Raw genomic sequence first — 12,599 nt, 5'->3', positions numbered from 1 at the left:
CTACACATGGCGGGCCGATCCATCGTGGCCGAACGCGGCACGTCAGCCGGACGGGTGACCGCCGGCCCGACCCGCCCCCGGCGCGCCGACTGCGCCCCGTGTCCGGAGGGCCACCGCCCTGCTCACGCCGAGAAGAGCGCGCGCCCCCACCAGTCGTCCTCGCCCTGCACGCCGGGCGGGCAGGCGAACACCGCCGACGAGGTGTGCCGGATGTACTCGTTCATCGCGTCCCCCCGCAGGTTCTCCTGCACCTGCACGAATCCGGTCCCCGGATCGCGCTGGTAGGCGATGAAGAACAGCCCGGCGTCCAGCCGGCCGAGCCCGTCGGAGCCGTCGACGAAGCTGTAGCCGCGGCGCAGGAGCGCCGTCCCGGCGTTGGTCGGGTGGGAGAGGAAGACGTGCGAGGTCTCGGGGACGGCGGGCCCGCCCTCGCCCTGGGCCGTCATGTCCACCGGGTCGAACTCCGCGCGCTGCCCCAGGGGCGCCCCGCTGCCCTTCGCCCGGCCGATGGTCCGCTGCTGCTCGTCGAGGGAGGAGGCGTCCCAGGTCTCGACCAGCATCCGGATCCGGCGGGTCACCAGGTACGAGCCGCCGGCCAGCCAGTCGCCCCCGCCGTCCTCGTGGCCGACCCACACGAACCGGTCCAGCGCGGCGCCGTTCTCGGCCTTGAGGTTGTTCGTCCCGTCCTTGAAGCCGAAGAGGTTCCGCGGCGTGGCCTGCGCGGTACTGGTGGACGTCGTCCGCCCGAAGCCCAGCTGGGACCACCGGACGCGGACCACCCCGGTGCCGAGCCGGATCAGGTTCCGGACGGCGTGCACGGCGACCTGCGGATCGTCGGCGCAGGCCTGGATGCAGAGGTCCCCGCCGCTGATCGCCGGGTCCAGCTCGTCACCGGGGAACGCGGGGAGCTCGGTCAGCGCCGCCGGGCGCCGCTCCTCGAGACCGAAGCGGTCGACGCCGTCCGCGGTCCGGAAGAGCGTCGGCCCGAAACCGATGGTGAGCGTCAGGCGCGACGCCGGGAGGCCGATCGCCTCCCCGGTGTCGTCCGGCGCGGCGTCGGGGTCGCCGTCGACGGCGCCCACCGGACCGGCGTCCCGGCCCGCGGTCATCCGCCGGGCGGCGGCCGTCCAGGCCCGCAGCAGCTCGACCAGCTCGTCCCGGTCGCCGGTGGTCACGTCGAAGGCGACGAAGTGCAGCCGATCCTGGGCGGGGGTGACGATGCCCGCCTGATGGGCACCGGGAAACGGCACCGCGTCCGTTGCCGCGTCCGTTGCCGCGGCCTCCACACCCGGCGCGTCGGCGGCGGTGGCCCGGCCGATGGCGCCGCCGACGCCACCGGCGACCAGGGCACCGGCCGTGCCGGCGCCCACGAGGCCGAACAGCCGACGGCGGGACAACCCCCCCGGGTGCTGCTCCGGCACGGCGGACTCGCGCATCGCTCCCTCATCGATCGACGACGACCGCCGGGATCCGGATCCGCGGAGGCCCGCGCCGGTCGCCTCGCGCAGGGGCTGGTCCCCGGCCGGTCGACCACCCGAGCGTAACGACGGCCTCCGGCCCGGAGGCGGGTGATCCCTGCCTCCGCCCGGGCCTGGCAAGGTGACCGCGACGGCGCCGCACGACGGCGGCACGCGAACGAGCCGGAAGGCGGGGCCCAGGATGTCCGACACCGTGACCCGGGAGGACGCCGACGGCGTCGCGACCCTCACCCTGCTCCGCCCGGCGCTGTCCTCGGCGCTGCGCCGTGACCTGCTCGCCGCGGTGGAGGCCGTGGCGGCCGACGAGTCGGTGCGCGCGGTGCTGCTGACCGGCACGGGCCGGGCGTTCTGCGTCGGGCAGGACCTCGACGAGCACCTGGCGAAGCTGCAGGGCGGCGGGGACGCGGCGGATGCCCCGCTGTCGGTCGTCGAGCGCGAGTACAACCCGCTGGTGCTGGCGCTGGCCGGCCTGCGGGTGCCGCTCGTCGTGGGGATCAACGGCGCCTGCGCGGGCGCGGGGCTGGGCATCGCCCTCGCCGGCGACCTGCGGGTGGCCGCGGCCGGCGCGAAGTTCACCACCGCGTTCACCGGGATCGGGCTGTCCAGCGACTCGGCGCTGGCGGCCCGGCTGGTGCACAGCGTGGGGGGTTCCCGGGCCACCCAGCTGCTCCTGCTGCCCGAGCCCTTCCTGGCCGAGACCGCCGAGCAGTGGGGGCTGGTGCACCGGGTGGTCGCGCCCGAGGAGGTGCTGCCCGCCGCGCGGGAGCTGGCGCTGCGCCTGGCCGCCGGCCCGACCGCCGCCTACCGGGCGGTCAAGACGGTACTGGCGACGGCGGCCACCGACCCGCTCGAGGAGACGCTGGCGCTCGAGGGCCGGCTCCAGGCCGAGCTCGGGCAGACCGCCGACCACCGGGAGGCGGTCGAGGCCTTCCTCGCCAAGCGCGCGCCGCGGTTCACGGGTCGCTGAGGGCTGCCCGGCACGGGCCGGGACGGGTGCACCTGCCGTCGGCGGTCCGGTCCGGCCGGCAGCAGGGCGTCAGGGGGTCAGCGGGCGAGCGGGACGCAGGCCGGGCAGACGTCGAACGCCGCCACCGGCCACTGCTGCTCCGGGGAGACCCGGGCCAGCGCACCGCAGAGGGTGAGCTCGCACGCACCGTCGACCTCGGCGGCCGGCCGGTGCAGCTCCACGGCGTGCCAGAGCGCGGCGGTGGGGCCGTGAGCCCGGCTGCGCGCGGCGGCGAACACGATGGTCTGCAGCATCATGCGGAGGTCGTCGGCACGTCGGCCGGCGACCGTTACGGATGCCCGGCCGGTCCTCCCCCCGACGGGGGAGGGACGCCCGCGAGGGGGGCCGCTGCGCAGCGGGACGGCCGGGTGCAGGATGCCGGGCATGGAGCTGACCAAGCACGGACACGCCTGCGTCGTCCTCGCCGAGGGCGACCGGCGCCTGGTCGTCGACCCCGGCGCCTTCACCGATCCGGCCGCCCTCTCCGGAGCCACGGCCGTGCTCGTGACCCACGAGCACCCGGACCACTTCGTGCCCGACCGGTTGCGCGCCGCCCTGGACAGCACCCCCGGCCTGGAGGTGTGGACCAACCGGTCGGTGGCGGCGCACCTCGAGGGCGCGGGCGACCGGGTGCACGTGGTCGGCGCCGGCGACGCGCTGACGATCGCCGGGTTCGACGTCCAGGTGCACGGCGAGCTGCACGCCGAGATCCACCCGGAACTGCCACGGGTGGCCAACGTCGGCTTCCTCGTCGACGGGCTGGTCTTCCACCCCGGCGACGCCTTCACGGTGCCCGAGGTGCCGGTGCCGAACCTGCTGGTGCCGATGCACGCGCCGTGGTCGGCCACCGCCGAGGTCATCGACTACCTGCGGGCGGTCCACGCCGACCAGGCGTTCGTCGTGCACGACGGGCTGCTCAACGACACCGGTCTCGGCGTCGTCGGCGGGCTGCTCGGGGAGCGGGGTCCGGGGACCCCGACCCCCGTCAGCCGGCTGGCGCCGGGGGACTCGGTCGAGCTCTGAGTCCCCCGGCGGCCAGCGGGATCAGCGCCGGACGGAGCGGTTGTTGCGACCCGTCAGCGTGGAGGCCGCGATCACGAGCACGGCCGCCAGGACGATGGAGATGATCCACCGGATCCAGTCGATGCCGCCGGTGTCGCCGACGCCCAGCGCGCCGCTCACGTAGTACCCGATCAGCACACCGCCGATGCCGCAGAGCACGGTGAGCCAGATGGGGATGTTGTCCTTGTCGCCGGGGGCGACGAACTTGCCGAGCAGGCCGATGATGAGGCCCGCGATGAGCAGTCCGATGATTTCCATGGTCATCTCCTCGATTCAGCCCGGCTCGCGCGGTCCCGGCTCGGTGTCGGGTGCGCAGCCGGTGCACGACGAGGTGCTGTACCCGCCCGCGTTACGGTGATGCGTCATTCCCCCGATCAGGGTGGCGACTGCGCAGTTCAGGAGGTATTGGTGACCCGCGCCACGTGAGCCGGCACCTTCCGTAACTCCGCGTCGACGGTCCGCTGGACCAGCCGCTGCATGGAGGCGCGCTGCAGCCGACGGACCACCCGGTTCCCGCCCGTGGGTTCGTGGGTGAGGGTGATCGACACCCGGGTTCCGCCGCCCGGGGCGTCGGCGAGCTCGATCCGCGTCGTCCAGCTCTCCGGGGTGAGGTCCAGCCGGGAGACGACCAGCCGCGGCTCGTCCCAGTCGAGGATCTCCCCGCGCGGGGCACCGGCCCGCGGCACACCCCCGTCGAGCTGCCCGGGCGCGCAGACGAACGTCGTCCCCACGCCGGGCCGGCCGGCCCCCCGGTCGACGACGTAGGAGACGTCGCAGACCGCGCAGTACGGCTCGAGCACCGCCAGCGCGCGCCAGACCAGCGCCCGCGCCTCCGGCACCTCGCACGTCCCGCTCGCGGTGGTCACCTCAGCGCCCCCCGACCGAGACCTCGAACTCCACCTGGCTGACGTCCGGCCGCAGCCGGGAGAAGCTGTGCACCAGCGGCAGCCCGGCCCGGTCGCGGACGGTGGTCCGCACCACCAGCAGGGGTGACCCGGCGACCACCTGCAGGAGGTCGGCCTCGTCGGGGGCGGCGGTGCCGACGTCGACGACGATCCGCCCGTGCGCGAGGTCGGCGCCGTACTCACGGCGCAGGTAGTCGTACAGGGAGCCCTGCCGGAAGTCTTCCTTCGCCGCGCCGGGGAAGAAGTGCGCGGGCAGGAAGCTGTGCGCGACATGGTTCGGCGCCCCGTCGACGCTGCGCAGGCGGACGAGCTCCACCACGTCGGACGCCGAGTCCAGCTGCAGCTCGGGCGCGACCGCGGCGGGGACCGGCACCACCCGCTGGGTGAGCACCGTCGTCCCCACGGTGGCGCCGTGCTCGGACATCACCGAGTTGAAGCCGGCGATCCGGTGCACGAAGCTCTCGCGGTACTCGTGCCGGATGGCCGGCCGGGTCACGTAGGTGCCCCGGCCCTGCTCCCGGACCAGGTGACCGTCGGCGACCAGTCCGTCGACCGCGCGCCGCAGGGTGATCCGGCTGACGCCGTACTCGGCGCAGAGCACCGGCTCGGGCGGGAGCAGCGTGTGCTCGGGGAGCGCGGCCACCCGCCGCCGGAGGTGTTCGCGGACCGAGAGGTACTTCGGTCCGGCAACGGGGCTGGCCACGCGTCAAAGGTACTGCCCGAACAGACGTCTGGTCGTCATGTCGTATGGGACGTCACACTCCGGGTCACCCGGTGCGGGCTCCCCCCGGCCCGATCCGGTCAGCTGCGCGGTGCCCGGAGCTCCACGACCGTGACCTCAGGCCGCGCCCCGATCCGCATCGGCGGGCCCCAGTAGCCGGCCCCCGACGTCACGTACAGCTGGGTGTCGCCGTGCCGGGAGAGCCCCTCGACGGCGGGCTGGTCCAGGCGTACGGCGTAGTCGAAGGGCCACAGCTGCCCGCCGTGGGTGTGCCCGGACAGCTGCAGGCCCACCCCCGCCGCGGCCGCCTGCTCCACCTGCGCCGGCTGGTGCGCGAGCAGAACCACCGGCGTCGCGTCGTCGCGGCCGTCCAGCGCGGCCTCCAGGTCGGCCCCGTGCCCGGGCAACCCCGAGGCGGCCGCCGTCCGGTCGTCGATGCCCGCGAGGTCGAACGACGCGCCACCGCGGCGGATGGCCACCCGCTCGTTGCGCAGCACGTCCACGCCGAGGGTCGGCAGGTGCCGCATCCAGGCCTGGGTGTCGACGAAGTACTCGTGGTTGCCGGTGACGAAGAAGACACCCTGCTCGCTGACCAGGTCGGCGAGCGGCGCGACCTCCTCCCGGAGCTCGTCCACGCCCCCGTCCACCAGGTCGCCCACGATCGCCACGACGTCGGGGCGCTGCTCGTTGACCAGCTCGACCACCCGCTCGAACCGCCGGCCGCCATAGGTGGCCGACAGGTGACCGTCGGCGAAGGTGACGATCCGCAGCCCGTCCAGCGCCGGATCCAGCCCGCGCAGCGTCACCGGCACCCGGCGCACCACCGGGCTGCTGTTCGCGAAGTACGCGCCCGTGCCGGCGGTGCCGAGCGCCACCGCCCCGGCCGTCACCGCGAGCCCGCGGGCCAGGAACCGGCGCCGGGCCAGAACATTGCGGTCCTGCCGGACCGCACCGCGGCCAGGTGCCGTGCCCGGTTCCAGCGGAGCCGCTTCGTCGTCCCTGCGCGGAGCCCTCCGGGCCCCACTCGGGACGATCACATCGCGGTCCTCCCGGACCGCACCGCCACCAGGAGCCGTTCCCCCGTCGCCCTGAGCCGCTGCGTCGTCCCTGCGCGGGACCCTCCGGGCCCCACTCGGGACGATCACATCGCGGTCCTCCCGGACCGCACCGCGGTCAGGTGCCGTTCCCCCGTCGAGCTGAGCCGCTTCGTCGTCCCTGCGCGGAGCTATGACACTGCGGTCCTCCCGGACCGCACCGCGGCCAGGTGCCGTTCCCCCGTCGCCCTGAGCCGCTGCGTCGTCCCTGCGCGGACCCCTCCGGGGCCCACTCGGGAGGACAGAGCGGGCCTGTCTACGGATCAGGGCGTTGCCGATCAGCCGCACGGGCTCGAGCGCGAGCAGGGCCAGGAACGCGTAGAGGGCGACGCCCAGCCAGATGAAGCCGATCCAGCTGAGCGGGGTGGCGGCCTCGAGCGGCAGCACCCCGCGGGTGACCACGGCCGCGACCGGCAGGACGGCCAGCAGCACCGTCAGCGCGGTCAGCCGGCGGCGGGCCCGGCCCGGCTCCGTGGTGGCCCGCACCAGGCGGAACCACAGGTAGCCGTGCAGCAGCCCCACGGCCAGCAGGACGACGGTGCCGAAGCCCAGGAGGCCGACGACGGACAGGGGGGGCCTCCTGGATGTCGGACGTGCGGGCGGGCGGATGCGCCCGGCCCAGAGGGAGGACGACCGACCACTGCCGGTCGTTCCCGGACCGGGTCAGCCCTCGTCCGCCAGCCTGGCCGAGAGCGCGAACGCCAGTTTGGAAGCGCGCGGCGACGGACGCGCCCCGGCCGCGACCAGGACCTCGCCGACGGCGGCCAGCAGCGGCTCCTCGCCGTCGACCAGCTCCACCTCGAGCTCCCGCCAGGACCGCACCTCGGGCGCCACCCCGGAAGCGGTCGGGGGCAGCGTCGCCGTGACCGTGTCGTCGGCGACCTCGGCCAGCACCCGGCCCGCGCCGTCCCGCAGCTCGACGACCACCCGCCGGGTCCGCAGCGTCACCACCGGGCCGGTCGGGGCACCCTCCAGCAGCCCGGCGGCCAGCTCCAGCAGCTCGGCGGGGGCCACGTCGGTGCCCCGGTCCAGCGGCAGGTGCACCTCCCGGCGGGCCGCGCCGGCCGGCAGCTTCAGGTGCCAGCCCGCGTCCGGCCCCCCGGTGCGCCGGCGGAGGGTGACCCGCCCGCGCGCCAGCCGCAGATCGGCGGTGTCGTGGTAGACCGCCTCCAGGTCGTGGACCCGCGGCGGACCGGCGGCGGCGACACCCGGCACACCGCCGAGCGCGGGCGGGACGAACCCGGGGTCGACGTCGAACTTCCGCTCGATCTCCAGCTGCTCGTGGACCACCGCCCGACCGTAGGCGACCCCTCCGCCCGGCGGGGCCGGGGCCTGCTGGCTACGTTGACCGCCATGCCTCCGACGTCGCGGGACCGGCGACGGGCGGCCTCGGCGGTGACGGTGGCGGCGGCGCTCCCCTGGGCGGTGTGGGCCCTGATCCGCGGCACCGGGCGGGAACGCGGCTTCCCGCTGGTGCCGGCCCTGGCCTTCACCCCGTACGCCGCCGCCACCGCGCTGCTGCCGCTGGCGGCCGCCGTCCGCACCAGGTCCCGCGCCGGGGTCGCGCTGGCCCTCGCCTCCGGCGCCTGGCTGGGCACGGTCGTGCTCGCGGACCGGGCCGGGAGAGCGCCCGGACCCGCCGGTGGGAGCACGCGCGTCCGGATCGCCACGGTGAGCCTGCGGCGAGGGCTGGTGCCCGCCGAGCCGGTCGTCGACCTCGTCATCCGGCACGACGTCGACGTCCTGGTGGTGCAGGAGCTGACGCCCGACGCGGAACGGCGGCTGACCGGGGCCGGGCTCCTCCGCGCCCTGCCGCACGCCCACGTCATCCCGGCCCGGCCCGGCGCCGTGGTGTCCGCGTCCGGCGCGGTGTGGAGCCGGCTGCCGCTGACCCCGCACGGATCGGTCGCCGGCGGGTTCGAGCAGCCCACGGTGCGGCTCGACCGCGCCGACGGCCCCCGTCTGGAGATCACCGCGGTGCACACCCGGCCGCCGGCCACCTCCCCGGCCGCGGTCCGGGGCTGGGCGGCCGACCTCGCTGCGCTCCCCTCCCCCGCGCCGGAGGTCCTGCGGGTGCTCGCCGGTGACTTCAACGCCACCGCCGACCACGCCGCCTTCCGCGACGTCCTGCGCCGCGGCTACGTCGACGCCGCGCGGGCCGCCGGCCGCGGGCTCGCGTGGACGTGGCGGCCGCTGCGGCTGCGGTTCCCCTGGCTCACCCTCGACCACGTCCTCGTCGACCCGCGGCTGGCCGTGGCCGGTTGCGTACCGGTACCGGTGCGCGGCAGCGACCACCGGGCGCTCGTGGTCGACCTGGTGCTCCCGCCCGGCGGCGCCGCCGGCTGAGATCGGCACGACCGATGTTCGCCGGGCCGCTCCGCTGGGCAGCCCCTGGCATGCGGCGCGCACCGGCGTGCACCGCACGGAGGGGAGCCGACCATGTTGAGCGAGCGCGAGGTGACCGCCGCCATCGGCAGCACCGCCTACGGCGACGGCGGGGACAAGCTGGGCACCGTCGAACACTTCTTCGTCGACGACCGGACCGGTGAGCCCACCTGGGTCGCCGTCACCACCGGGCTGTTCGGCACCCGCCACTCGGTCGTGCCGGCGCGCGAGGCGGTCTGGGACGACGGCACGCTGCGCCTGCCGGTGAGCGCAGAGGCGGTCAAGAACGCGCCCTCGATGAACGGCAACCACCTCGACCCGGGCGAGGAGGCCGAGCTGCGCCGCCACTACGGCCTCGAGGGCGGCCGGCACCGCGAGACCGACCAGCACCGCGAGACCGACCAGCACCGCGAGACCGACCGAGACGCGGTCGTACCGCAGGCCGGTCCCACGGACACGGTGGCGGTACCGGCCGTCCCGCCGCCGCCCGCGGCCGGCACCACGGACACGGCCAGGGACACGGCCAGGGACACGCCCACGGACACAGCCACGGACACAGCCATGGACACCTCGACGAACGCGTCCGCCGACGGCGCCATGACCCGCAGCGAGGAGCGGCTGCGGGTGGGCACCGAGCAGGTCGCCGCCACCCGGGTCCGCCTGGTCAAGTACGTGGTCACCGAGAACGTCGAGGTGACGGTGCCCATCCGGCGCGAGGAGATCCGGCTGGAGGAGATCCCGCTGGGCGCCGACGACGACAGCGGAGCGGTCGGCGGCGAGTCGCTGGTCCCCCACGGGAACGCCCCCACCGCCGCGGCCGGCCTGCCCGAGGACATCGTGCTGCACAGCGAGCGGCCGGTCATCAGCCTGGAGGTCGTGCCGGTGGAGCGGGTGCGGCTGCGCACCGACCTCGTGCAGGACCAGGAGACGGTCACCGAGCGGGTGCAGCGGGAGCGGATCGTGCTCGAAGAGGACTCGCCCCGCGGCTGAGCAGGAGCCGGTCAGCCGCGCCGGTCGGGGAGGAACCGCAGCCGGTCGCGGGTGGCCGCCACCTCCGCGGCGTCGACCTCCGCCAGCACCAGGGTCTCGACGCCCGCCCCGGTCGCCAGCAGCTCCCCCATCGGGCTGACGACGCGGCTGTCACCGGCGTGCTCGGTGCCGTCGCCGGCGGTGCCGACCCGGTTGCAGCCCACGACGTAGGCCTGGTTCTCGATGGCCCGGGCCTGCAGCAGCGTCTGCCAGTGCAGCCGGCGGGCCGCCGGCCAGTTGGCCACCACCACGTAGAGGTCGGTCTCCGGCGCCGCCCGCCAGAAGACGTCGGCGAAGCGCAGGTCGTAGCAGACGAACGGCGTGATCCGGAGCCCGCTGATCTCCACGGTCAGCGGGCCGGCGCCGGCCCGGAACCGCTCGTGCTCGCCGCCGTGGGTGAACGGGTGCAGCTTGCGGTAGCGGTGGGTCGAGCCGTCGGGCCCGGCCAGCACGAAGGAGTTGTAGGGGAGTGGGCCGTCCGGCGCGATCTCCGGGCAGCTCCCGCCCACCCAGACCCCGTGCTCGGCGGCCTGCCCGGCCAGGAACTGCGCCGAGGGGCCGCCCTCGGGCTCACCGATCCCCGGCGTCATGGAGAAGCCGGTGGAGAAGGTCTCGGTGAGCAGCACCAGGTCGGCGCCCGCCCCGGCGGCCCGGGCCACCTGCGGCGCGAGCCGGGCGAAGTTGGCCTCCCGGTCCTCCCACACGATGTCGTGCTGCACCGCCGCGACCCTCATCCCAGCCTCCTCAACCGCTCGACCGCCTCGCCGAGCACCGCATCGCTCTTGCAGAACGCGAACCGCACCAGGTGCCGCCCCAGGGCGGCGTGCTCCGGCGTGTAGAAGACCACGGTGGGGACGGCGACCACGCCGACCCGTTCCGGGAGCGCGCGGCAGAAGGCCAGGCCGTCGCCGTCGGGCTGCACCCCGCGGACGTCGACGGTGGCGAAGTAGGTGGCCCGCGGGGCGATCACCGGCAGCCCGGCGTCCCGCAGGCCGGAGACCAGGACGTCGCGCCGGCGCTGCAGGTCGCGGGCGATCCCGGCGAACCACGCGTCGGGCAGGCCCAGCCCGGCGGCGACGGCGGGCTGGAGCGGGCCGCCGTTGACGTAGGTGAGGAACTGCTTGGCCGTCCGGACGGCGGTCACCAGCGGCGCGGGCCCGCAGACCCAGCCGATCTTCCAGCCGGTGACGTTGAACGTCTTGCCGGCGCTGGAGACCACCAGCGTGCGCTCCCGCATGCCCGGCAGCGTGGCGAGCGAGCGGTGCCGCGCCCCGTCGAAGACCAGGTGCTCGTAGACCTCGTCGGTGATCACCGTGAGGTCGCGGGTGGTCGCCAGCTCGGCGAGGACGGCGAGCTCGTCGTCGGTGAGCACCGTGCCGGTGGGGTTGTGCGGGGAGTTGACCAGCAGCAGCCGGGTGCGCGGGGTGACCGCGGCCCGCAGCTCGGCCTCGTCGAAGGTCCACGGAGCCGCCGGGGAGGTGGGGGACGACGCCGCCGGTGGGTGCAGCGGCACGGGGCGGACCACCCCGCCGGCCATGGCGACCGACGCGCTGTAGCTGTCGTAGATCGGCTCGAACAGCACCACCTCGTCGCCGGGCTCCAGCAGCGCCAGCATCGCCGCGGCGAGGGCCTCGGTGGCGCCGGCGGTGACGAGCACCTCGGTGTCCGGGTCGTAGGCCTGACCGGTGAACCGCTGCCGGTGCTCGGCGACGGCGGCCCGCAGCTCCGGGATACCGGGGCCCGGCGGGTACTGGTCGGCCCCCGTGCCGATGGCGGCGCGGGCGACGTCCAGCACCTCGGGCGGGCCCGGGTAGTCGGGGAAGCCCTGGCCCAGGTTGATCGATCCGGTGGCGACGGCCAGCGCGCTCATCTCGGCGAACACCGTCGTGCCGAAGCCGCGGAGGCGGGACGCCAGCGGTGCGGTCATGCTGCTCCTTCCGCGCGGTTCCACGTGGAACCGCTCCGGGTCACCGGATCCGGACGTCCTCGTGCCCCTCGACCGCCACGACGTCGCCCGACCGGAGCTGGCGGCCGCGGCGCTCCTCCGGCTCGCCGTTGACCGTCACCGAACCCGCGAGCAGGACGTCCTTCACCTGCGCGCCGGTGGGGACGGCGTCGACGAGCTTGAGCAGCTGACCGAGCCGGATGCTGTCCTCGCCGGGGCGGAGGTCGATGGTGCGCACGGCTCAGTCTCCCCCGCCGTCCGGGACCAGCGCGTCGCCGACCCGGACCGTCCCGGCCGTGAGGACCGCGGCGCGCACCGCGAGCAGGCCGTCCCGCTCGCGGTGGACGGTCTTCAGCACCGAGGTGTCGCGGGCGATGCCGCCGGGCTGCGGCCGGGTGGTCATCACGCACCGCGGAATGCCGGCGCCGAAGCGCAGTCGCGCCCCGCCCAGGTCGGCCTCCGTGCCGCGCAACGCGTCCTCCCCCTCGCCGTCGAGGACGACGTTGGCCCGGAAGCGACGGCGGTCCCAGGTGCCGAGGGTGCCGGTGGAGACCAGCGAGAGCCGGATCCGCGGGCTGTCGTGGTACGGCCCGGGCGCACCCTCCCACTGCCGCCACTCGGTGGGGTCAGGCTCGTCGGCGTCCACCGCGGACTCGTAGACGGGGGCGTCGGCGTCGTCCTCCGGCGCCACCCGGAGCTCCACCCGCCGGCCGAGCCAGCCGGAGATGACCTCGTCGTCCGAGGTCACCGTGCCGTCGGGGAGGACGACCTCCACACCACCGTCGGGCCGCAGCCGAGCGGCGCCGAACAGCAGGTCGGGCAGCCGCCGCGCGGTGAGGCCCAGCCCGGTGTCCCGGTCGAACAGCGCCCAGCGACGGTCGCCGTCGAGGCCGAGCGGGCCCAGCCCCGCCTGCATCACCCGCTCCCCCTGCAGCGACTTCACCGGGTAGCGCCACAGCTCCAGCACCCGCACG

15 protein-coding genes are annotated in these 12,599 nt (G+C 75.6%); 4 read left to right on the top strand and 11 right to left on the bottom strand.

The features are described 5' to 3' along the window. Positions 1–122: 122 nt before the first annotated feature. The gene (efeB, locus tag BD833_RS14640; RefSeq protein WP_166533878.1) at positions 123–1,436 is read right to left on the bottom strand and encodes an iron uptake transporter deferrochelatase/peroxidase subunit; all 1,314 of its coding nucleotides are present in this window, start codon (positions 1,434–1,436) and stop codon (positions 123–125) included. Between the two features lie 223 nt (positions 1,437–1,659). Between efeB and BD833_RS14635 the strand changes: the two genes are divergently transcribed. Further along, complete coding sequence (locus tag BD833_RS14635; RefSeq protein WP_166533877.1) at positions 1,660–2,445, top strand: enoyl-CoA hydratase-related protein; 786 nt, start codon at positions 1,660–1,662, stop codon at positions 2,443–2,445. Positions 2,446–2,522: 77 nt separating this feature from the next. Here BD833_RS14635 and BD833_RS14630 read toward each other — a convergent pair whose 3' ends face one another. Further along, positions 2,523–2,741 carry a hypothetical protein gene (locus BD833_RS14630; protein ID WP_166533876.1) on the bottom strand — a complete coding sequence of 73 codons (219 nt, stop codon included), beginning with the start codon at positions 2,739–2,741 and terminating at the stop codon, positions 2,523–2,525. Positions 2,742–2,868: 127 nt separating this feature from the next. Between BD833_RS14630 and BD833_RS14625 the strand changes: the two genes are divergently transcribed. Then, complete coding sequence (locus BD833_RS14625) at positions 2,869–3,507, top strand: MBL fold metallo-hydrolase (RefSeq protein ID WP_166533875.1); 639 nt, start codon at positions 2,869–2,871, stop codon at positions 3,505–3,507. A 21-nt stretch (positions 3,508–3,528) separates the two neighbouring features. Here BD833_RS14625 and BD833_RS14620 read toward each other — a convergent pair whose 3' ends face one another. From BD833_RS14620 to BD833_RS14600, 5 genes are all read right to left on the bottom strand, one after another. Beyond that, a complete protein-coding gene (locus tag BD833_RS14620) occupies positions 3,529–3,804 on the bottom strand; it encodes a GlsB/YeaQ/YmgE family stress response membrane protein (RefSeq protein WP_208092675.1) in 276 nt (91 codons plus the stop codon). 137 nt (positions 3,805–3,941) lie between these two features. Continuing rightward, positions 3,942–4,412: an SRPBCC family protein gene (locus BD833_RS14615; protein ID WP_166533873.1), complete on the bottom strand. Its 471-nt coding sequence runs from the start codon at positions 4,410–4,412 to the stop codon at positions 3,942–3,944. Between the two features lies 1 nt (position 4,413). Then, positions 4,414–5,154, bottom strand: a complete 741-nt coding sequence (locus tag BD833_RS14610; protein ID WP_166533872.1) for a GntR family transcriptional regulator — start codon at positions 5,152–5,154, stop codon at positions 4,414–4,416. A gap of 98 nt (positions 5,155–5,252) precedes the next feature. Beyond that, complete coding sequence (locus tag BD833_RS23025; protein WP_243737677.1) at positions 5,253–6,788, bottom strand: metallophosphoesterase; 1,536 nt, start codon at positions 6,786–6,788, stop codon at positions 5,253–5,255. A 141-nt stretch (positions 6,789–6,929) separates the two neighbouring features. Next, positions 6,930–7,556 carry a CYTH domain-containing protein gene (locus tag BD833_RS14600; RefSeq protein WP_166533871.1) on the bottom strand — a complete coding sequence of 209 codons (627 nt, stop codon included), beginning with the start codon at positions 7,554–7,556 and terminating at the stop codon, positions 6,930–6,932. A gap of 63 nt (positions 7,557–7,619) precedes the next feature. Between BD833_RS14600 and BD833_RS14595 the strand changes: the two genes are divergently transcribed. After that, positions 7,620–8,612, top strand: coding sequence for an endonuclease/exonuclease/phosphatase family protein (locus BD833_RS14595; RefSeq protein WP_166533870.1), 993 nt, complete (start codon positions 7,620–7,622; stop codon positions 8,610–8,612). A 93-nt stretch (positions 8,613–8,705) separates the two neighbouring features. After that, positions 8,706–9,641 carry a PRC and DUF2382 domain-containing protein gene (locus tag BD833_RS14590; protein WP_166533869.1) on the top strand — a complete coding sequence of 312 codons (936 nt, stop codon included), beginning with the start codon at positions 8,706–8,708 and terminating at the stop codon, positions 9,639–9,641. 11 nt (positions 9,642–9,652) lie between these two features. Here BD833_RS14590 and BD833_RS14585 read toward each other — a convergent pair whose 3' ends face one another. The 4 genes from BD833_RS14585 to BD833_RS14570 are packed head-to-tail and all read right to left on the bottom strand — an operon-like array spanning position 9,653 to position 12,598. Beyond that, positions 9,653–10,414, bottom strand: coding sequence for a nitrilase-related carbon-nitrogen hydrolase (locus tag BD833_RS14585; protein ID WP_166533868.1), 762 nt, complete (start codon positions 10,412–10,414; stop codon positions 9,653–9,655). Next, positions 10,411–11,607 carry a pyridoxal phosphate-dependent aminotransferase gene (locus BD833_RS14580; RefSeq protein WP_166533867.1) on the bottom strand — a complete coding sequence of 399 codons (1,197 nt, stop codon included), beginning with the start codon at positions 11,605–11,607 and terminating at the stop codon, positions 10,411–10,413. The genes BD833_RS14585 and BD833_RS14580 overlap by 4 nt, the downstream gene beginning before the upstream one ends. 40 nt (positions 11,608–11,647) lie before the next feature. Beyond that, the gene (locus BD833_RS14575) at positions 11,648–11,863 is read right to left on the bottom strand and encodes an RNA-binding S4 domain-containing protein (RefSeq protein WP_166533866.1); all 216 of its coding nucleotides are present in this window, start codon (positions 11,861–11,863) and stop codon (positions 11,648–11,650) included. 3 nt (positions 11,864–11,866) lie between these two features. Then, positions 11,867–12,598, bottom strand: a complete 732-nt coding sequence (locus BD833_RS14570) for an MOSC domain-containing protein (protein ID WP_166533865.1) — start codon at positions 12,596–12,598, stop codon at positions 11,867–11,869. Position 12,599: the final 1 nt, after the last annotated feature.

Source organism: Blastococcus xanthinilyticus (assembly GCF_008124835.1).
GTDB lineage: Bacteria > Actinomycetota > Actinomycetes > Mycobacteriales > Geodermatophilaceae > Blastococcus > Blastococcus xanthinilyticus.
This window is presented reverse-complemented; position numbering and strand designations above follow the sequence as displayed.